General features: G+C 49.6%; 16 protein-coding genes and 1 tRNA gene. 2 read left to right on the plus strand and 15 right to left on the minus strand.

The window, feature by feature from the left end; genetic code table 11:
- Positions 1–638: 638 nt before the first annotated feature.
- The 9 genes from VF575_03465 to pyk all read right to left on the minus strand — a co-directional run bounded on the left by VF575_03465 (position 639) and on the right by pyk (position 11,618).
- A complete protein-coding gene (locus VF575_03465) occupies positions 639–1,811 on the minus strand; it encodes an endo-1,4-beta-xylanase (protein HEX8182635.1) in 1,173 nt (390 codons plus the stop codon).
- A 35-nt stretch (positions 1,812–1,846) separates the two neighbouring features.
- A complete protein-coding gene (rsmA, locus tag VF575_03470) occupies positions 1,847–2,638 on the minus strand; it encodes a 16S rRNA (adenine(1518)-N(6)/adenine(1519)-N(6))-dimethyltransferase RsmA (GenBank protein HEX8182636.1) in 792 nt (263 codons plus the stop codon).
- A 156-nt stretch (positions 2,639–2,794) separates the two neighbouring features.
- A complete protein-coding gene (locus tag VF575_03475) occupies positions 2,795–4,078 on the minus strand; it encodes a G5 domain-containing protein (protein HEX8182637.1) in 1,284 nt (427 codons plus the stop codon).
- Positions 4,079–4,274: 196 nt separating this feature from the next.
- Complete coding sequence (locus VF575_03480; protein HEX8182638.1) at positions 4,275–4,730, minus strand: NUDIX domain-containing protein; 456 nt, start codon at positions 4,728–4,730, stop codon at positions 4,275–4,277.
- The gene (locus tag VF575_03485) at positions 4,730–6,973 is read right to left on the minus strand and encodes a UvrD-helicase domain-containing protein (GenBank protein ID HEX8182639.1); all 2,244 of its coding nucleotides are present in this window, start codon (positions 6,971–6,973) and stop codon (positions 4,730–4,732) included. The genes VF575_03480 and VF575_03485 overlap by 1 nt, the downstream gene beginning before the upstream one ends.
- A 107-nt stretch (positions 6,974–7,080) precedes the next feature.
- The gene (locus VF575_03490) at positions 7,081–7,959 is read right to left on the minus strand and encodes a hypothetical protein (GenBank protein HEX8182640.1); all 879 of its coding nucleotides are present in this window, start codon (positions 7,957–7,959) and stop codon (positions 7,081–7,083) included.
- Positions 7,960–7,974: 15 nt separating this feature from the next.
- Positions 7,975–8,748 (minus strand): triose-phosphate isomerase, encoded by a 774-nt coding sequence (gene tpiA / locus VF575_03495; protein HEX8182641.1) that lies wholly within the window; start codon positions 8,746–8,748, stop codon positions 7,975–7,977.
- 50 nt (positions 8,749–8,798) lie between these two features.
- Positions 8,799–10,115 (minus strand): phosphoglycerate kinase, encoded by a 1,317-nt coding sequence (locus tag VF575_03500; GenBank protein HEX8182642.1) that lies wholly within the window; start codon positions 10,113–10,115, stop codon positions 8,799–8,801.
- 63 nt (positions 10,116–10,178) lie between these two features.
- Positions 10,179–11,618 carry a pyruvate kinase gene (gene pyk, locus VF575_03505; protein HEX8182643.1) on the minus strand — a complete coding sequence of 480 codons (1,440 nt, stop codon included), beginning with the start codon at positions 11,616–11,618 and terminating at the stop codon, positions 10,179–10,181.
- Between the two features lie 137 nt (positions 11,619–11,755).
- Between pyk and VF575_03510 the strand changes: the two genes are divergently transcribed.
- Positions 11,756–12,562, plus strand: coding sequence for a L,D-transpeptidase (locus VF575_03510; GenBank protein ID HEX8182644.1), 807 nt, complete (start codon positions 11,756–11,758; stop codon positions 12,560–12,562).
- Positions 12,563–12,885: 323 nt separating this feature from the next.
- Positions 12,886–14,118, plus strand: coding sequence for a CHAP domain-containing protein (locus VF575_03515; GenBank protein ID HEX8182645.1), 1,233 nt, complete (start codon positions 12,886–12,888; stop codon positions 14,116–14,118).
- A 239-nt stretch (positions 14,119–14,357) separates the two neighbouring features.
- On the opposite strand, the gene VF575_03520 is transcribed toward VF575_03515, so the two are convergent.
- From VF575_03520 to VF575_03545, 6 genes are all read right to left on the minus strand, one after another.
- Entirely contained in the window at positions 14,358–14,789 is a 432-nt protein-coding gene (locus tag VF575_03520) for an NUDIX domain-containing protein (protein ID HEX8182646.1), read from the minus strand.
- Between the two features lie 61 nt (positions 14,790–14,850).
- Positions 14,851–14,925, minus strand: a tRNA-Glu gene (locus VF575_03525).
- A gap of 597 nt (positions 14,926–15,522) precedes the next feature.
- Positions 15,523–16,317 carry a hypothetical protein gene (locus tag VF575_03530; GenBank protein ID HEX8182647.1) on the minus strand — a complete coding sequence of 265 codons (795 nt, stop codon included), beginning with the start codon at positions 16,315–16,317 and terminating at the stop codon, positions 15,523–15,525.
- Positions 16,318–16,794: 477 nt separating this feature from the next.
- Entirely contained in the window at positions 16,795–18,954 is a 2,160-nt protein-coding gene (locus VF575_03535; GenBank protein ID HEX8182648.1) for an ATP-binding protein, read from the minus strand.
- A gap of 46 nt (positions 18,955–19,000) precedes the next feature.
- Positions 19,001–19,939, minus strand: a complete 939-nt coding sequence (locus VF575_03540; protein HEX8182649.1) for a phosphatidylglycerol lysyltransferase domain-containing protein — start codon at positions 19,937–19,939, stop codon at positions 19,001–19,003.
- Between the two features lie 10 nt (positions 19,940–19,949).
- Positions 19,950–21,674 carry a hypothetical protein gene (locus VF575_03545; protein ID HEX8182650.1) on the minus strand — a complete coding sequence of 575 codons (1,725 nt, stop codon included), beginning with the start codon at positions 21,672–21,674 and terminating at the stop codon, positions 19,950–19,952.
- Positions 21,675–21,678: the final 4 nt, after the last annotated feature.

Below are 21,678 nucleotides of genomic sequence, written 5' to 3' on the forward strand. Positions count from 1 at the left end.
GTTAATGTACCTCGGAGTAAATTTTACTCTACGAAGTACCTTACATATTGTCATATTTTGTACATTATGTCAATATGTAACACCTCACGGACAAAGAAAAAGGCCCTCATTGAGGACCGAAAATCTTATTTGGAGGAGCTGGCGGGCACCGCCCCCGCGTCCGCCGGTTTATCTTGGTTAGTCGTCTACAGGCATAGTCTCGCTCTGTTCTCCTGGGCGAACCATGGAGTCTTAAGGAACGACATATGAACGGACGAGTTGTTCATTCCAGCAATCCTAAGTCTTAGCGGACGCTATGGATCATAGAATCCGAGCAACCAGATGAATTGGCGCGCACTTTGGATATCTGACGTCTCCGCGTGCACGGCTACTAGTAAACTAGGCAGCTAGTGCGAATGCACTCTTTGGAGCGAGCTTTGCAGCAAGCGTATCAATGAGTGATTCGCGGTCTTCAGTAGATGTTGCATCTAGAAGGTTTTTGTCTATAACGCTGACAAGCGACCTGCTGATCTAACCGATAAAGTCCAACGTCAAGCTTAAAGTCAGCCCCGTACGTGTTTACTTGGCATTGTAACCAAGCTAATGATTATTATAGCACATTTGTCGATATAAGCATAAGTTTTCTCTGCCGACTCGGTTTAGTAACCAATGATATTTCGCACGGTCGTGTAGGCAGGCTTCGGCTGGTAACTGGTGTTGAACATGAGCGGCATTTCACCGGCGCCAAGCCAGGTGTGGCCATCATCGACGCCCCAAACTGTAATCCGGGTGCAACGGCTGACAGCCTGGCAGGCATTGGCAATATTCGCATACATATTCGCCTGGGCCTTCAGCTTCTGAGCAGTCGTGCCGCCAGTCGGCGATGTTTTTACGTCCAGTTCGGTAAATTCTACGTCAACACCAAGATCAGCGAAGCGCTGGACATTGGCTTGGACTTCTTCGCGGGTCGGCGACCAGCCGCCCGGCTCTGTCTCTAAATGAGCCTGGAAGCCAACACCATGAATCGGGACACCTTGGGCTTTGAGGTTTTTAACGAGATTATACATAGCCGTACTTTTGGGGTTGATCCACTCGACGCCGTAATCGTTCAGGAAAAGTTTGGCGGTTGGATCAGCTTCGTGGGCATACCGGAAAGCATTGGCGATATAGTTCGGGCCAAGAGCGTTATACCAGACGGTCTGCCGCCAGCCACCGTTATCGTCAAAGGGTTCGTTAACTACATCCCAGACAGGTACCTTTCCTCTGAAATGCGCCAGTACTGTCTGAATGTGGGTTTTCATAACTGGATCAAGCGTGGCAGCAGTCCAGCTGCGACCGGTGAGCCAGCCTGGGTTAGATACATGCCAGACGGTCGTGTGGCCGCGGATTTGCTTGCCGTTTGTTAGGGCGAAATTGACCATGGCGTCAGCAGTCCCAAAATTGAATTGTCCCTGCTGCGGTTGTAATGGCTCCATTTTCATTTCCCACTCAGCAGATAATGAACTGAAGTTCTGCAGGAAGGTATTCCGGTAGGTAGCATTGCTGTTGATAGTGCCGATTTGGATGGCAGCACCCAGCGTGACCTTGCTGCGGCTGGCGCCGAACGTAACCGCATTGCCTCCAGAAGCAGTCGTATCCCTCACGACTGACGCCGGCGCCGACAATGTGCCGCCCTCCGGCTCAGCTGCGACGAGAGGAGTTGCGGCTTTACTTATCATCAATGTGACGATGCCAGCCGCTACAATCATCAGGACAATACAGATCGCCACAATATTTGGTCGTCGTGAGCTGAGCTTAGTAGTATGTCGGTTTTTTTTAGTTTTTGTGGCCATATAACTATTAGCCTATCATGCTAATGCTTTGGTATTCAACCCTTTTTTACATAGGCACTGTAGAGTTCGTGCCATTGATCCAGCGACAGATTCTGTGCCCGTAGCTGCGGGCTGATACTGGCTTGTTCGAGCAGCGCAGTTGTTTGTTGTTTGTCCAGATGCAGGCCGGCACTGAGCGAATTAAGCAGTGTCTTACGCTTGGCGCCAAACCCGGCTTTGACGAGACGGAAATACTGTTTGCTATCAACGTCAGGAAACAGCAGTACGTCCCGGCGTTTTAGTACCACAATCTGTGAATCCACCTTTGGCGGCGGCGTAAACAATTCGGCGCCAACAACTGGGCCGAGTGATACTTCCCAGTAATACTGGCTGGTTACGCCGAGTATCGACAACTGCCCTGGGGACGCTGCCAGCCGCTCGGCGACTTCTTTTTGCACGAGCAAGGCAGCAATAGCTGGCGAGTTGGAGGACTCAGACAGCACACGGACAAGTTTACTCGTCAAATAATACGGAATGTTAGCGACAACCTTATAATCAGTCGCCATCGTCGTCAGGTCAAACCGCAAAATGTCACTCTGTACAACCCGAAGGTTTGCAGCCGGCACACGCTTCGCGAGATCACGTGCCAATGCTGGATCGAATTCAACTGCCGTGACTGCCGCTGCCGACTGTACGAGTAGCCGGGTGAGCGCACCGGGGCCTGGACCAATTTCGAGTACGACGTCGTCGGGCTGAACGTCGGCAGCAATCAGCATATTTTCGAGGCTGAGCTCGTCGTCAAGCCAATGTTGGCCAAGAGACTTGTTAGGTATCGGATTGTTTGTCATAGGAGTTATATAAGAATACGTTATTACCAGTCTGTCGTGAAGTCCGAACCTTGGAAGCTATGCGAGATTATGCAGTAATTCATGACAGCGCGCGATGCAAGTCGATGTGGTACCGAGCCAGCCCAGCGAATCGGTCTTACCGGGCTATCGAAAACATTACCAGTGGTGGTTGCGCAGCCAGTAGTTATAAGCCCCAGCCCAGCCGCCATGACGCGTCACGGCGTAGTGGTTGCACCATCGCAGCTGCGTGACGGGATTAGTGCCCCAATCCGGGCCGCCACCCCTAGAAGCGTTCGCCATTTTACTACCCGGTGTTGACTGGCAGAGGCCATAGCCAACGCTCGGGTCTGTTGGTGTGCCATGGTACGGCGGGCAGCCGCCGTATTCACCCTGCCACTTTGTCGGACACCAGCCAGATTCACGGCCAATGATATAGTCGGCGTACTGGTAGTCACTCGGTGCGATGCCAGCCAGTGCCATATCACCTTTGATGCCGCTGAGGTTAGCGCCTTGTGCGGTAATCTGCGTCACTGGCTGCTGGACGATGACCGTCTGCATGGCCTTGCGGCTGACCTCGACACCATTCTGCGTATTGATTTCGTACGTTACCGCACGCTTACCAGGCGCGCCCTGCTGCCGGACAGCTGATACGCCGTAGGACAGTGTGTTGTCAGGCACCAGCTGCACCGGCATCGGGATGTCTTCCTGGACTGTTGCCGTCGTCAGCCCGTTACGGATAATAGCAATCCGAGCGTCAGCTGTAATCGGCGCGTCAATCCCTGGGTTAACGATATCCTGTGGCTTGAGATTTACTTTCTTCTCGGCCAGCAGTTGTCGAATCGTCGTAGCGTGAGTCCGCATGACGATTGGTGCGCCATACAAATTCACATTAATTGGCGTCGCCCGGTCAATGATCACCTCATGGCCAATACTGCCGTCAGCCACAAAATTACTGACTGGCCGGGTTTCTATAGTGTCCTCAGGATAAATAGTCAGCCCGGCCTGGCGGGCGACGCTGCGCGATGTTGTCGCTGCGCTGAAGGCAAATTGTTTTTGGTCGCCGTCCACGATTGCCACTGGTACGGCACGGTAAATATTGATCCGGAAATCATCCTGCTGTATCGGCGTTGACAGCACCGGTTCGACGATGTCACCGTCATTGACTTTGAGATTAAGCTTTTTGAGCAAAGCGCCGACAGTCGGTTCTTTGCTTGATACGATCTGTTGCTGCGAATCGTGTGATATATACACAACATTCGGACTGATCGTTGCTGGCTGGCGATTGAAAATGGCGAGTAGTAATCCGGTAATACCGATAAGGCAGAGCAGCGTAAACACTGGCACCGCAAACGGGTGGCGGGCAGCCAACCGGGCACGCTTGACGTGTTTACTGTGATTTTGGCGATACGTATTGCGGTAGCGCTGATACTGTTTCTTCATAGGCATAGCTTGCGAGATGTTAGGAAGTTATAACGGTAAAACCTCTCGATAACTACGCCTCATTGTAGCAAAACCGGGATGGTATGACAAAGTCGGCCTGCAGCCAGTGTGTGTCTCGGTGTGTCTCTGTTTCTATTTCGTTGTAGGCTTCAGTTGCGACTACGCGGCTCACTATCTTTGTACCGTCCAGCTCGCATTACAAGCGGGCAGCCGCAACCGCCGTGTGAACATCAAGCCCAAACTGCTCAGGTGTTACCTGCTTTGGATTCACCCAGCTGGCATCGGTAATCTCAAATCGCTGCAAATCAAGCGCTGGCTTTTGCGGCAACTGCACAGTGTAATAATGACACATGAAGCGTAAGCCGCGTGAGCGGTATAATTCGCTCCTTAGAAATTCAATATCAGCTGACTGCAACGTCAGGCCGATCTCCTCTCGAACTTCACGCAGCAATCCACTCGTCTTGTCTTCGCGGCGATGCAACCCTCCGCCGGGCAGTGACCAGCGGCCATCCCCAAGCCAGGTTTTCGTGACCAAAATCTCATCTTCGCAGACAATGAGCAATCTGGTTCGCTGGCTCCATCGCAGATACAGCCATAGTCCGGGCCAGCTCAGCCAAAAGGCGACAATGCCAAGTCGCGTTGGCAGCCGCATTACAGCTTTTCAAGCGGCGCAAAACCGATGTTTAGTTTTTTGGCGCCTTTGCCTTTGAAATATATCGTTGCGACATCGCCATCCAGCTCCATAATCTGCCCAACCCCGAAGACCTGGTGACGCACTGCATCGCCCTCGTCCAAATCAGGCACGTAGCGCGGTTCGCCGTTGTCAGGTTCGGCCGGTGCTCCCAGTATGCCTGGCGCTGGCGTATTGCGAATACTGTCAAGCGCGAAGCCGCCGAAGGCTCCACCACCGCTACCGTGGCCCCCAGACTGGCCGTAGACGCCGCGGTCACCGCCGGTGAATCCGAAGCTGCCTGCGTCCGACTGGATATCGCCGCCTATTTCACTCAGGAACCGTGATGGTGGATTGTGCTGGACACCGCCGTACAGCATACGACTGGTCGCGCACATCAGGTACAGCTCTTCGCGGGCTCTGGTCATACCGACGTAACACAGACGGCGCTCCTCCTCCATTTCCGCTTGATCATAGAGGGCGCGGGAATGTGGAAAGATGGTTTCTTCAAGTCCGGCCATGAACACCACCGGGAATTCCAGGCCTTTGGCGGCATGCAGCGTCATCATCGTCACAGCGTCACCACTGAGGTCGGCACTGTCGATATCGCTGACCAGACTGATTTCCTCAAGAAAACCATCCAGTCCGACTTCGGCATAGCTCTGCGCGACACTGAGCAATTCACGGACATTTTCCTGGCGAGATTCGCCCTGCGGCGTGCCATCGTCCAGATAATGCAGATAATCAATCCGCCGCAGGAGCGAATCGAGCAGCCCGGTGACCGGCACTTCGTCCACCATCCGGCGCAGACTGAGCAGAATATCACCGAGCTCTGTGAGCGCCTTACGGGCTTTAGCCGTCACGTCCATGCAGGTTGCTGCCTGTGTCAGCGCCTGCGACATACTGAGATCAAGCGACCGCTGCCAGGCAAAGAAATTTTGCAATGATTTCGCACCGACACCGCGGGTTGGCACATTAACGATCCGCTCAAAACTAATGCGGTCGTCAGGTTGATAGATCAGTCGTAGATAGGCAACGATGTCTTTGATTTCCTTGCGGTCATAAAAGCGCTGGCCACCGACGATGCGGTACGGCACGCCGTAATGAATAAACGCTTCTTCCAGCGACCGGCTCTGGGCGTTCGTGCGGTACAGTACAGCGTAATCCCGGTAGGAGCGCGTGCCGCTGTCGATGCCGCGGCGCATAGCAACCACAATAGCTTCACCTTCGGCCCGCTCATTGATGACCTGCTTGAGCTGCACCGGCAGTCCATTGCCAGCCTGAGTCCACAGTTCCTTGTCGGACCGCTGCGCATTTTTGGATATGATGGCATGAGCAGCATCAAGAATATGCTTCGTCGAACGGTAATTCTGTTCAAGCTTAATTACGGTACATTCCGGATAATCCCGTTCGAAGTTCAAAATATTACGGAAATCGGCACCTCTCCAACTATAAATCGATTGCCAGTCGTCACCGACTACAGCAATATTATTATCAGGATTTGTCAATAATTTGACCAGTTTGTACTGCGCCAGGTTGGTATCCTGATACTCGTCAATCATGATGTATTTGAACTGAGTGCGCCATTTTTGGCAGACTTCGGCGTGGTTTTCGAGCATACCGACGGTGCGGTTAATCAGATCATCAAAATCAAGCGCTGAGGCGTCCTTCAGTATTCGCTGGTATATCGGGAAGACCTGAGCCGCTGTCTGCTGCGCCGGGCTGTTCGCTACGCCCTTGTATTCGTCAGGACTCAGCATTTCATTTTTGGCATTGCTAATCAGGCCCGATATCATCCGGGCCGGAAAGGCTTTTTCATCGAGCATCAGTTGCTTGCTGGCCTGTTTGACCGCTGATTGGCGGTCTGATTCATCAAATATGACGAATGTTTTCGGAATACCGATATAGTCACCGTCTTGGCGTAGCAACCGGACGCAGATACCGTGAAAGGTGCCCATGTACGGCATAAAGCTGCGATTGTCAGAATTTTGTCCAACCAGCTCGCCGACGCGGTGCCGCATTTCTTTGGCTGCCTTGTTGGTGAAGGTGACGGCCAGGATGTTATACGGCGTCGCCCGATGGGAAGCGATCAGATAGGCGATGCGGTGCGTCAACGTCTTGGTCTTACCTGATCCGGCGCCGGCCTGGATGAGGAGCGGCCCTTCAGTCGTTTCAACGGCTCGCCGCTGCTCTGGGTTCAACCCCGTCAATAAGTCATCAAGCATCAGTTTGCTACCTTGTTATCCCTCGTCATCATCCTTGTCATCATATTATTTTAACAAGCAGCAGCGACTTCAGCTTGTTGTTGAATTGTTTGAACCCATTTCAAGTCTTAATTACTGAAAAAATGCGTGATCGGCCGGATGCCGTCTATCATGATAAAGCCGGCATCAAGTGCCAGGTCAATCCACAGCAGCGCCAATAAGATAATCAAAATTAATCCGAATATAAAGACGTGCTTGCTACGGCGCTTTTCGACAGCATTGATTGGCAAGAAGTATGATTTCTGTTCGACCAGCGTATCAATCTCATCTTGCGCCCGAGCATCGGCTTCCAGCTTGGCGGCATCCCTGTCAATGGCGGCAACTGGTGACGGATCGGCGTCCATCGGCAGCTGGTCTGACTGCGAATCAGGTGACGGTGCCACATCAGGCGTGGATTTTGTATCAGCCGAAGCGGGTAAGTCAGTTGTTGGCCTCGAACCAGCACTGGCTGGTTTTTTTGCCGACGGCGTGTCCGCGACCGACACCGCGGCTGCTGTATCGGTCGACTTGCCGACGTGCGATGTTTCAGCGGGAGTCGTCCCACTAAATGCCGCCGTTGCCAGCGCCACGGTATCAATTTTCTGTGGAACAGCGTGGTCGCGGCCGACCGTATGATCAACCACGCCATCAGCATCAATGTCCTGACCGTCTCGTCCATTTAATCCCATAGCTTCTGCTGCTGGTGCGGCAGAAATCTCTTCCAGCGGCGTAATGACAAGTTTTGGAGCGGCTAATGCCTGCGGCTCGGCTTCAGCAACGGGCGCATTGACGGCAGGCTTTTGAACAACCATCGGATCTTGCATAATCGTCCGGTTCGTCACGATCACCGGCCGGGCGGATGACCCCGCTGGCTGGAGTGTACCTGGCCGAGCTACGTCAAAAATGCGCACCGGCTGGCTCGAGAGGTTATCTGGCTTATTGTCTGGTTTTGTTTTTTTTGTCGGCATAACAATTCTCTGGGACTATTCATGCAGCGCACGGTAGGCGCTATCAACAATTGCGCTGAATTTTGCATAATTCAAGCTAGCGGCGCCGACGAGCACGCCATTGCAGCCTGGCAGATCCAGATAAGCCCGTGCGTCTTGCTCGTCAACACTGCCACCATACACTATTCGGACATTTTCGGCAGCCGTCGCCCCGTAGAGCTCTTTGATCTGGAAACGAATATAATTAAATGCCTTTTGCATATCATCCGGCTTGGCAATTTCGCCCTGAAAAGTTGAGATGGCCCAAATTGGCTCATAGGCAATGACGATATTATCAATATCATCAGAGGTCACGTTGCTCAGTGCGGTCGTTAATTGATCGTGGATAACCTGTTTGGTCTCGCCGGCGTCGCGCTCTTGCTTGGTTTCACCGATACAGAGAATCGGCGTGATGCCGTTCCGGACAGCGGCAGTCACCTTGTCGCGGATGAGCTCCAGCGATTCACCGAAGTAGACCCGGCGGGCTGAGTGTCCAACAATACTGTAATGAACCAAGCCTTGCAGCATCGCAAACGACACTTCGCCCGTAAAGGCGCCTTCGTCGACTGGGTAACCGTCTTGGGCGCACAAGCGGAACTTGCGGCGGTCCAGCTCAACACTGAGTGGCTGCAGGCTGAGCATGCTCGGAGCTACGACAATTTCAATATCGCGGTGCGCCTGGATCCGTTCGCTATATCGGTGCAGCAGCGCGCTCGCTTCGTGTGTCCGAAGGTGCATTTTCCAATTGGCAATGATGAGTGTTTTTTTCATAGCTTATACTTCTAATGCTTGCATTTTATACCATTGTACAATGGACAGCACTATTTTGCACCTTTCAGGTCGTTAAGAGCCTCGACACCAGGCAGTTTGCGGCCGGCCATCAGTTCCAGGCTGGCGCCGCCACCAGTCGAGACATGTCCGAAAGCCTGCACCAGCCCACGGTTTTGTACATATCCGACAGTATCACCGCCGCCAACCAGACTAAACGGCTTTGTTGAACCATTACCAAATTGTCCAAGCATTGCCTCCATGATCAGGTTCGTGCCGTGGGCATACGGACCAATTGGCCCCTGCAGTCCCCTGGTCTCGGTAACACCCATTGTTCCGTTCCAAACCACCGTTTCAGCCAGCTGCAAGGCGCCAGCAATAAAGGCGCCGGTAAACGGCCCGATATCCAAGATCATTTCGTGCTCAGCGATAGAACCGCTACTCACTGGCGCCCGCTTCGGGTAATGTTCTATGTCGGCAATAACGTGTGCACTCCAGTCAACGATGCGGGTCGACGCGGCCGGGTCAATCTTGCTGGCTACCACCCCGTCCTGAGGTACATAGAATACAAACTTGCGCTTGGCGGCTTCTTTTTGGGCTTTGGCTATAATGTCTTTGGCTACGCCTATTTCGTCACTGTCCACCAGGCTGGCCGCCACATCTATGCCTTGCGCTTTGAGAAATGTATTAGCCATCGCACCACCAACTGCCACAAAATCAGCAATCTCAATAAAGCGGTGCAGTATGTCTATTTTGTCGGCAATCTTGGCACCGCCAATGACAGCCGCCAGTGGCCGCTCAGGATTCTGCATAACACGGGTGATCGTGCCGACTTCACGCTCCAACAGCAGCCCGGACACGCTAGGGAGATATTGCGTCACGCCCGCGGTGCTGGCGTGCGCCCGGTGCACAACCCCAAACCCGTCCTGCACAAATACATCGGCGATACTGGCCAACTGCTTGGCAAATTCTGCATCATTGGCTTCTTCTTCAGCATAAAACCGCAGGTTATCAAGTAGTAGTACCGTACCCGGTTTTGCCGTCTGTACAGCTTTTGTGACTTTCGGACCAATACAGTCCGGTACGAACTGTACGTTGGTATTCAATAGTTCTTGCAGCCGTTTAGCTACCGGCAAGAGACTAAAGGCGTCATCGTGTTTGCTCTTTGGCCGTCCAAGATGCGAACATATAACGACTTTCGCGCCGTGCTCCAGCAGATATTGCACTGTCGGCAGGGATTGCTGTATGCGGTAATCATCTGTGATAGTTCCGTTTTCGAGCGGCACGTTATAATCAGCGCGCAGCAGCACTGTCTTATTCTGCAGCTGGATATCCCGGATTGTCTGCTTTGTAAACAAATTGTCAGTCATATCACATCCCACCTATGCGTTTATGCTAATTCTACTCCAAAAGCCGGTTACTGCCTAGCTCGGCTATTCAAGGACCCGGACTTTTATCGTGTCAGTCGCACCGGCCAGTCCTGGATACTGTCCGGAAACGGTGATAACGACGTCACCTTTGCTCAGCACTTTATTTTGCCCCAGCCAGCTCGTCAGCTTATCGGCTGCCTTGGCGTCTACCGGCCGCAGGTAGCTTTTGACACCGTAGAGCAGCGTCAGTTGCTGCAGGGTGCGAATATCACTAGTGACGGCTATCTGGATGATACTTGGGCGGCGCGACGATATCTGCAGTGCCGTTGCACCGGTGCGGGTCTCGGCGACGATCGCCCGGGCCTGGATACTGCTGGCAAGGCTAATTATCGCCCTTGAGATCGAACCGGAGCGGCTATGGTCTTCGTACTCCGGATACGTCACTTTCAGTGGCATATTGTCTTCAGTGTAGCGAATCACCCGCTTCATAACCTGCACCGCTTCAATCGGGTATTTACCGGCGGCCGTCTCTTCGCTGAGCATCACGCAATCCGCACCGAGGAATACTGCCGTTGCCACGTCCGACACTTCTGCCCTGGTCGGTTCCGGCATTTCGGTCATACTGACTAGCATCTGCGTCGCGACAATCGTCGGTTTGCCGAAGCGCAGTCCCATACCAATGATCTTGCGCTGCACCACAGGGACTGATTCAGCTGGCGTTTCGTATGCCAGGTCACCGCGAGCTATCATCGCCATATCGGTTGCTTCCATAATCTCTTCCAGGTTCTCGACTGCTGCCTGCGTCTCAATCTTGACGATCACTTTAGCATTAAAGCCAAGGTTTTTCATGCGGCGGCGCAGGTCATGCACATCGTCAGCTGTCTGGACGAAGCTCAGCGCCACATAGTCGATATCCTGCTTGGAGCCGAAGGCTAGATCAGCTTTGTCTTTGGTCGTAAAGATATCGCCGCCAAAGTCGGTGTCGGGCAGGTTCATGCCCTTTCGCTTCAGGAAGAGCCCGTCGTTCTCAATTTTGGCATAGACGATGCCGTCTTTGACGCTGGATATATTCGATTTTATTCGACCGTCATATATGTACAACCGTTCGCCGCGCTTGACCTTTTTACTTAGGTCATACTGAATCGGTACGATGCCGTCTTTCAAGTCGGCGGCACTCGGATTGTACTTGAAGCGGACTGTTTGGCCTTTGGTCACATTGATAAAGCCGTCAAAATCACCGAGTCGCACCTTGGGGCCCTGCAGATCCTGTATGATGGCGACCGGCTTGCCGAGTTCCTTAGAAGCTTTGCGAATCCAGGTAATGCGCCGGGCGTGCTCTTCGTGCTCACCGTGGCTGAAATTCAGCCGGAGGCCATTGGCGCCGCTTTTGATAAGCTCCCGAATGGTTTCATAATCATCAGACGCCGGACCGACCGTAGCCACAATTTTCGTTCGTTTATAATCGTCCAGCGAGACTGCTGGAACTGTTTCAGTAAATTTCATATCGCTACCTTTACGTTGTTTAGAAGTTATCTCGCTTGTGCTTAAACTCTACTGTTTAGTATAAACCTTGAACTTATAATGTACATATAATCGTATACGTATCAAATTATTTATTTTACAAAATTCTAATCGGGTGTATGATAGCAACACAAATTCAGGGAGCGCACACTATGACTGTCAATATAGCTATTACTCGTATCAAGCTTTTTATCGCAGCATTTATCATAGCGACCATGGCAGCGACACAATTGCTGACCGCACAGGCATCAGCCGCCTCGGCAAATGTGAAGACGGCTCAAGACATACTGACAAAATTCACTATTCCCGTCGGAACAGCTGATGGTGTATTCGGTGCCCAGACAGCCCGCGGACTATGCGCCTACCGTTATATTGCCGGCATGACGACCAGCCGCAGCAATGTTTCCACCAGCTTCATGACCAGCCTCAATTCATTCAATTCTAAGTACAAGTCCCTGGCACAAGTTCCAGCACCAGCCAAGGGCGGCAATACAACCTACCTGGTGGTCGAGAAAAAATGTCAGGTTATGTTCTACGTGCAAAACGGCCGCTATGTTAAAGTTCTTCCTGTTTCTACCGGTATACAAGGCCACCGTACGCCGAACGGCAGCTTTTTGCTAGGGAACACCAACCGCGGTTGGAGCTGTAGCAACCTTTACGAAGGCTCCTGCAGAACACAGACATCTGGCAGATTCGCCAGCGTCAAACAAACAACAGGCAAATTCGCTGGTAAAAGCAATTACGGCAACATGTACAATAAACGCTTCTTCAAGAGCGGTGGTTACTTTATCCATGGATCGACTTCCGTACCGACCTCTCCTGCCAGTCACGGCTGTATCCGTGTCACCGTCGCTGCTTCCGATTGGATGTACGATAATGTCGGCAACAACGGCGCCGTTCGGCTCTATGTCGTCAACGAATATTAAACATAGATTTCCGATACGTAACTTAGCTCGAACACATCACCTTTCATAATCTAAGCAATCCAGCGGTCCGCACGGTCGCTGGATTTTTGTTATACCTGCTTCGAACACGCTTCAAAAAATTTATTAAATCATTGAATCAACTGTATAGCATAAGCTTTTTGACCGTATGTACAACTTGTATTACTACGGCTTCATTGATACTATCAAAAGGTTGCACTTCTGCCACTTGCTCGCAGCCAAAACGAAATCGAACAGCAGAACAGCATAGCGCCCGAGTGGACACCGTAGCGGGTGAGGCAACAATTATAAGTGAATGGAGGGATATGGGTAGTCGGTTTATTATTATGCGCGGCCGGAACATTTTGCGGAGCGCGCGTCTGCTCGCAGCCGCCTTTGTCATACTTAGTGTTGTCAACATGGCAGCTCCGGCATCAGCTGCAATCAACTATAATGCTGAGATCAAACGGCTTGAAGCCGAAAAGTCATCAAACGCTTCGTCACGTGCCGCACTCGAAGATACGGCTCTGACGCTCGAACAAAAGATTAGCAATTTACAGACTACTATCACATCACTTGATGCTCAAATCCGAACTAACCAGGCATCACAGGCTGATCTTACCGCTAAAATTCTCCAGACGACCCGCCAGATTCAAGAGGAACAAGCAGCCCTCGGCAAGCTCATTCGTCAAATGTATATCGATAACGATATCAGCATGCTGGAAAAGATGGCTTCCAGTAAAAACATGAGCGATTACGTCGAAAAAGAAGAATACGCCCGCTCTATGCAAACCCAGATCAAGCAAACAATCGACCGTATCAATGCACTGAAGAAACAACAGGAAAGTCAGAAAGTACTTGTCGACAAGCTCGTCGCCGACAACAAAGCGATGCAGGTGCAGGTTACTGCCGAAAAGCAAGAAGTCACAACACTCCTGGCCATGAACCAACAACAACAATCCGCCTACACCCAGAGCATCACCACAGCCAGCACCCAGATAAACAGTTTGGAGCGCGAACAAGCCGAAGAAAACCTGCGTTTTCAACGTGAACAAGCCGCTCTAGCCGAAGCCGCCCGCAGGAAAGCCGCCGCAAATCCACCTGCTGCCACCGGCAATAACTCCGCAGCAGCTCAGCAGGCACCTCAGGCTGCCACTCCCTCGTCGAGTGGTCGTGCCGTCAATGGCCGTGCCTATCCATATGCCAATGCACCATTCCCAAATGAAACATCTGACTCCTGGGGTATGTATCAGCGCCAATGTGTCTCCTACACCGCCTGGGCTGTCGCTACCTCCGGACGCCACATGCCATATTGGGGCGGACGCGGCAATGCCAAGCAATGGGACGATAATGCCCGCGCAGCCGGCATACCCGTCGACCGCAACCCCCGTTCCGGTGACGTCGCCGTCAGCAACCGCGGCACCTACGGCCACGTAATGTACGTCGAAAGCGTCAACGGCGACGGCTCAATCAACATCAGCCAATACAACGCCGCCTGGGATGGCCGCTACAGCGAAGCCCGCATATTCCCTGGCGACCTCGTGTTTATACACTTCTAAGGCCTCATACTGAACATCTCAGCTAGCTCGTAGCTATAGCGCTACTAATACCTGCCCAACGTGCAGCAATGCGATTTGCAAATAACACATACCATTAAGAAAGTTCAGTCTTCGAAACATCAGTCCTTAAAAATAAAAAACTTCCCAAATCGGGAAGCTTTTAGTCACATAATTTGGTGACCCACATCAAAATAAATTGGCACGAATTGGTTGAGGAACTAGTTCGATGGAATGAGATTCTATCGGGATTCAACACGACTCATCGCATCGTATATCCAGTCGACTCGTAGCTTATTGTCCTCTTTCATTGCTGTGATTTCATCGAAACTGAACCATTTTGCATCAAGGATTTCATCTGGCTGAACTTTCAGCTCACCCCCGATAATCGTAGCGACGAAAGCATGCCGGACAGGCGATTCAATGGTCTCGTGATAGATACCAATCTTGTCTCCAAGCTCGACATCATAACCTGTCTCTTCCTTGGCTTCTCGAACCGCCGCAGCTTCAATAGACTCGCCTTTGTCTACATGTCCTGCCGGGAGATTCCATAACCCATATACTTTTGGCTGCTTTTCCTGAACCAGCAGATACTTGCCATCATCACGGCGTACAACGCAGCCAGCAACTACTCTCGACCATGCTATACTCGCTTCCCATTCTTCTGTATTCATATAGGTAATCATATCAGAAATAAAAATAACCCCAGATGAATGGAGTTATTATTCTTATGCTTGGTGACCCCAAGGAGAGTCGAACTCCTCTTGCCGGGATGAAAACCCGATGTCCTAACCGATAGACGATGGGGCCATGTTCTGAATATAAGTGAGTCGTACAAACTATTGGGCTATTACTTGTATGTTTTATAGCACAAATACAGCCACTAACACCGGAAAATTGTAGCATAACAGAGACAATTTTACAAATCGACTATAGCATGTAGCTACATTGCAAATACTAAACAGCGATTTTTGAGCAAATCGCAAATTACATAATAGATTTTCTTTCGAGCGGCCAGTCAGGGCTTTTGAAACTGTCTGGATTTTAGCACAAAGACACGCTATAAGCTAGAGCTTATCCACAGGACGCCTGAAACTGCCCTGATGCCACTCAGTTATTAGCATGGACTGGAGTACAAAATCCAAATCGAATCATGACAAAACACATACATAAATGGGGGGGGTAAAGCGAGGGTGAACATAAAACATGGAGAGTGGTGTGACGTTGCCGTCTTATCAATCAACTGCATTGATTACTCATCCTGTGCCTGTTCACTCCTCGCTTGTCGTACTACATTCGTACTGTTCGCTGTCTGAACGACATAACCACGAGGGGTCCGGGACTAGATAGCCGAAGCTACACTGCATCGCTGGATGCGACACACCAGTCCCGGAACCACCTCGATGATTAGTTGCCTGCGACTGCGATGTGCTGCGATGCGCCCACTTGACGACCGTAGACGTCAGTGCCGTAGACCTCGGGCTCGTACTGACCGGGGTCAGTATAGGTGTAAGAGCCGATCGGGTCTTCGTCTGTCAGACGCAAAGTTTTTGCGCTGATGTCTTTCGTGAGTACCTCGTACGTCATGTCGTCACCGATTGAATCCGAGACATCGAACGTAACCGTCAGACCACCTTCGACAGCGATAGCGCTGAAGATGACCTTCGGCCATGGGTAGTCCTTCAGACACTCTGGGTGGCTTCCCAGGGCAATCAGCTCCTTCTTCAGCTCGGCATCAGTCGAACGGACAGTCCGCTCAGCCTTGAGGGCTGCCTCGGTGCCATCAGGCGTGTAGGACTGCGCGGTACGTGCTGCTTGGTCGGTTTGCTTGGCCTTCCCGACGGCTTGCACAAACGGCTTGCAGTACTCCTGCGTGTTCGTCGTTGCTGGAGCTGTCGACTCATCACGAGACCCGCGGGACACACCAAGCCAGATGAGTGAAAGCAGACACACGACCACGAGCATGATCATGAGCGTACGCGTCAATTTCGGCCATTTACCGAACACAACACAGATGGCCGCGACGATCCAGATCAGCCATAGCCATGACTGGAAGGGTGGCGTGATCGAAAACAGCCGGGTCACCAGGTACATGAGCGGGAAGCCCAGCAGCTTAATCAACGATGGCCATGTGGCCAACCAGATAGCTACGGCCGTCACGAGAGCGATCACGATGATCTGCCAGAGAGCGAATCCAAACATGACTATTCCTCCTCAGGAACAGGCTGTCGATTACCGGCTGGTAATCTATACATATCGCTTGTCCCAAAGGGAGCGACTTGCTACGGACAAGTGTTATCCGCACCGAGCCGCTCCCTATCTTGGAAACGTCAAACCTAAAAGTACATATATGTAGTACGCACTGCACATAATGAGTGTTCGGAGCTACCTACCGTGCCTATGCATCAGCGTCTCACAAACACAACAATCAGTGCAGTCCATAGTCACAGAAACATTACTTCTGCCACCCTGGACTGCACTGAAGCCTATTTCTTGCAGCAATACTGCGTACTGTCATGATTCGAATTGTAAATGAACACCCGTATTACCTGATTGTAGACTAGCCGGATAGACCATACCTACATCCTTCAGGCAACATAAAGTCATATAATAGTACAACTTACGTTGTATTTTGTCAATGATCCAAATTGTTGTTTACAGAGGTAAACTGCCGCTAATTTATGCTTGGGATTTAGGAAGCAGCTTCGCCTTCGGTATCGTAAAGCCAAATGTACTGCCCTTGTTTTCTTTACTTTCGAAAATTACCGCGCCACCCTGTGCCACAATCACCTTTTTCGCCATAAAGAGGCCAAGGCCGGTTCCATCTGGCCGTTCACGGCGGGCATTAATCGCCCGGTAAAATTTTGTAAACAAATGATGCTGCTCCAATTTCGGCACCCCGATGCCGTCGTCTATGACACGAAGCTCGACAGCATTTGGCCGGTCTTTTAGCTCCACCCTGACATGTCCCCCGGACGGCGTATAATGCAGCGCGTTGTCGATAAAGTTCATGACTACCTGCCGGGTTTTGGTCTCATCAAGCAGCAGCATTGGGAATTCCTTGGGTTTATCAAACGTCAACTCCAATGACCGGCTAGCCGCTGTCTCCCGCAACTGCCCAATCTCTTCACTAATCAAATGCGCTAGATTGAGCGGTACCGGGTCAATTACAAACTTACCCGTCTTGAGCCGCGACACGTTTAGCAGATCAGCAATCAAGAACACCATCCGCTGCGAACTCATAAACGCCTGATTCAACATCTTCTTCTGCAGCGGCGTCACCGTCCCCGCATCACCCTCGATCACCATACTCAAATAGCCCTTCACCGCCGTCAGCGGCGTCCGCAACTGATGCGAAGCCATGGATATGAAGTCGTCTTTCGTCTCGTCAAGAGCTTCGAGCTTGGCGTTCGTGTGGCGAAGCTGCATCGTTGCGTCGTCCACCCGCTGCTGCAGAGTAACGTTGAATTTTTGAATTTCTTCAAATCTAAGCGCGTTTTGGATGGCTATCGATAATACGTCAGACATGGCTTCAAGTGCGGTTGCGTCTTTTGTATTATAGCTATTTCCACTTTTCTTGTATCCCAATAGAATGTAACCGAAACCATTTTCATCATCAGATACATTACTTGATAATTTCACCAATACGGCAACATTATTTTTTATAAGCATCTGCTTTAGCTCGTGTTGATCTATGTCAATATGGTCTGCAATAACAACATGAGATCCAGGCGTAAGAACTATAGTTTGCACTCTGTTCATATCAGATGCAGAAATCTTTTTGTTGTCTGTGCCTATAAATCTTAGACGGGATATTTTTGTTTCATTAAGCGCAAAAATACAAAATTCAGCCTTTAGTGCCTGGGCTATGAGACTTGAGCTGTTATGCAGTAGATGGCTCAGATCTACAGTCGATGCTAGTACTTTATTGAGATCCCCAAGAACGACTGCGGCGTCGTATGAATCTCGGAAAAATATTTTTGACGTTGTTTTGTCAAACCAAGATCTCAGATTTCCAAAATTCAATGCGGCTATTGTCCCGAATACAACCCCCACTAAAAATTTAGATAACTCGAATTCAAATCCCATAATCACTATGCCCAGGATATATACGGCAGGAGCAATATAAACCACGCTCAGCACTAATACGGTCAACGTGTAGGCAGCAGCACGTATTGCGAAGAATTTTATATCAAAAAGCCGCTTGTAGACCATTGCATAGCTAATGATTGCTATCATTATGAACGCCGATAGGGGCCTTAGAAATTGTGCATTTTGATTGTTAGCGAATACAATACCGGACAATAATGTGCCTATGAGAAAAGGGAGAAATGCAGCAAAAAACAAATATGTCTGATTTTTTTCCTGTTGCGAAAGTTTACGAAGCCGAATTGCCAGCACGATAAAGCCAGCAACAATATATGCTAGCACCATGAGTGTCTGGTATTTATACAACGGCCCGAAAAGTAGTGAAGCGTTACCGCTTTGTTCTGACTCTATTATGAGTAGCTTGGAAAAAGAATATGGTCCAAACAATAATAATGGAGCTGCAAGGATTAAGCCGTACCGCTTATAATCAAACTTATAAGACGGATACGCAAAAGTAAAAGCCAAGAAAATTGGCGTAATGATTTCTGTTGCAATGAATCCCAAACCCAGCCAAAAAGTAGTATTAACATTCTGATCAATAAAATATTGGGTTATGAGCCAGAGAGCTACGCTGTACGAAAAAAGTGCATAGTATACATGCGCTTGCTTTTTTTGTCTTGACAGCACAAATGTACCGGTTAGTAGAATTCCGACTATACTCATCCAATATAAAATTGTCTGCAAAAGCATATGCTACTTTAAGCATAATCTTTTCAAGTAAAAATACTAGAGCAAACTAAGCCAACTCGCTTGCAGCTACTGTGTATTTCTTATAATAGCCGATTGGCTGTTGATTTCGCTTGCTTTGTCGTAACCCTTCAATTCCTAAATCCTGTTCATTGTTAACATAGTCGACACCATGTTCAGAATATATATATCTTAACGTCTGAACCATCAGGAATTCATATGCTTTATTATAGATCACATTTGCTTTGCCGAAATGAGTAATTGCATAATCATCATGAACTTCGTATATACAGAAACCTTCCATCTTGCCGTCTATATATATCGCTAAGCATTCAATTTTCAGTTTTTCACTTAAGCACGTGGCAGCATTGAGAATTCTACTGATTGCGCTAAGTTCATTTTGTGCATTTATCGAGCCTTCCGTTCCCATAAAGGCCCATTCATAAGCCAATTTTTTAATTTCATTCAGTACAAAATCATCAGACAAGTCAACGATTTTAACTACTGTCCGATCACCATACAATTTTTCGAATTTATTAATGTTCTTGCGTTTATTTGCAAATTCTTTGCCTTCCAGCATCATGTATTTTTTTGCCGATAAAATGTAGTCATGATTGTCAGGATCTTCGTCTACGTGAAGATTTTGGTCACTGATGAGCTGTTTTGCCACAGTCTCGGGCACGCATACTAGTTTATTACTGTACACATCGTTATTTTTTGCGAATTCAAGAAGCGCACGGCTCGTACCTCCTATATCGCTATCTCCAAGCACGCTCAAAACCCAGGTATCCTGTAGATAATCCTTAAACGACAAAACAAGATTATCATTATGTAGGCTTAATCGGCATGCGTTGTCGGTATCCCAGCTATAAAGGCTCACATAATTAAAATCGGAATACGGCTCGTATTTATCTACGTAAGCTGCGTATGTCTCATAATCAACGTCATGAAAATCTATGAAATCCGGGAAAGTAGGTATGTATGTCATGATATAGCCTCTACTCTTCTCGATTTCTAATCGCGTAATAATTCAAGCGGGACTTTGGTTGTTGTATGTCACTGATCTTGCCCGCTCCAGACTTCCAAATGCATAGGCGTACGCCTTTGGGAACATATTTGGCGCTTATGTCACCACATTCAAAGGTGAGGACAGATGACGAATCTTTAAGCCGCGCAGTTTGCATCAGCAGCTTAATCAGAGAATAACTATGGAAGCCAGCTCGATGCTCCTTGTCTGTTACTATTCCCGTAAATATGTAAATATTTTCGGTATCAAAAGCCTCAGGATATTGATCTCGGTAGTATGTTTCATCTAACCATGGGCAATGCGAAAAATCCGTTACAAATAGCGCAAGTCCCGTGACCTTACCCTCTTCCCTGTGCACGACCTTTACAACATTCGGGTCTTTCAAAACAGTCATAAAAGCCTTATGGTCGAAGCCTGCATTTATTGGGTGCTCTTTTCCGAGATGAGCAAAAGGCATGTCATACATATCCCATAACTTTTCAGCATCTTCACCCTCGATCGTTTCAACCATAGCCGGTCCGGACGATGGGTCAAAATTAATTTCTCCATTCTCAACCGCTTCTACATATTGATCAAAAAGTCGCTTTCCAGGCTTGAACTCAAGACTCTCTTGATCTTTATACTGTATGGTTCCCGAGTACTGATCGAGGTAACGGTCTTGACTGCCGCCGCCCAGTTTTTCACGCACCATACCGTTTGCATTTGCCATCGTTTCAAAAAGATCGCCATGAACTTCTTCATCGCTCGTTACCGTATCATAGACAATGACTCCACCATCATGCACGACAGATTCAATGATTTGTTGTGCATTGTCATTTTGGGTTATCTCAATTGGAGGATGAGCATAATAATACAATTTGTCCGTATCGTACTGTTCTTCTAGGTATTTTCTGTTATACCAATACAGTTCTTTTAATGGAACAAGCATCGGCTCAAACCTTTTTTTGCCCGTATTCTTATCTTCAACGCATATTTTGATGACATCTGGGTTCTGAAGGGCTTGGTCCCTATCTTCAATTGACAAGCCGAGTCTCTGCGGTGCTAGTCGATGAGGCTTTGGTTCGCTTTCAGTATCTTCTGATACAGAAAATTTATTCTTACCCCATTTATATGCGCCCAATACCGTGCCGACAGCCAATGCGCCAGCCGCTAGTTCGGTTGTAGAAATATGCTGTATGCCTTCAGCTGCTAAAATCGCTTGACCAGTTGTTACGACACTGATGCCAGCCGCAGAAGTAAGGCCGTATTTACGATTCAGCCAGCGAGAGCGATGAGGGTCCTGAACATGCTTTGCGAGCGTTACTACAGCCGAGCCACCAGTTAGAGCAAGAACAGATTCAGCCATCAATCCAGTTTTGGGTATTTTGTTACCCGTCATATTACGGAATCTGGCATTTACTTTGTCGATTATGCCGCCGCCACTTTTCGTATCGAGCACATCTGCCGTAGTAATCGCAGCTGCGCCTTCAATTGCAAATGTTGACGCTCCAGCAATCACAGCAGCCGAGGCTGAGTCACCATACTTTAACGCAGCACCAAAAGCAGCTAAACGCATCGCTTCATTGAGCGGTGTAATTTCTGCAATCAAAATAGAACTTGCAACCATTTTACCGGCAACATTGCTTGTCCAGTTTGTATACTGAACCGCCGGCTGAGCATATTCGCCAATTACTAAGTTGTCTTGAGGGTGTTCCATAATA

It is taken from the genome of Candidatus Saccharimonadales bacterium, from assembly GCA_036388415.1.
Classification (GTDB): domain Bacteria; phylum Patescibacteriota; class Saccharimonadia; order Saccharimonadales; family UBA4665; genus UBA4665.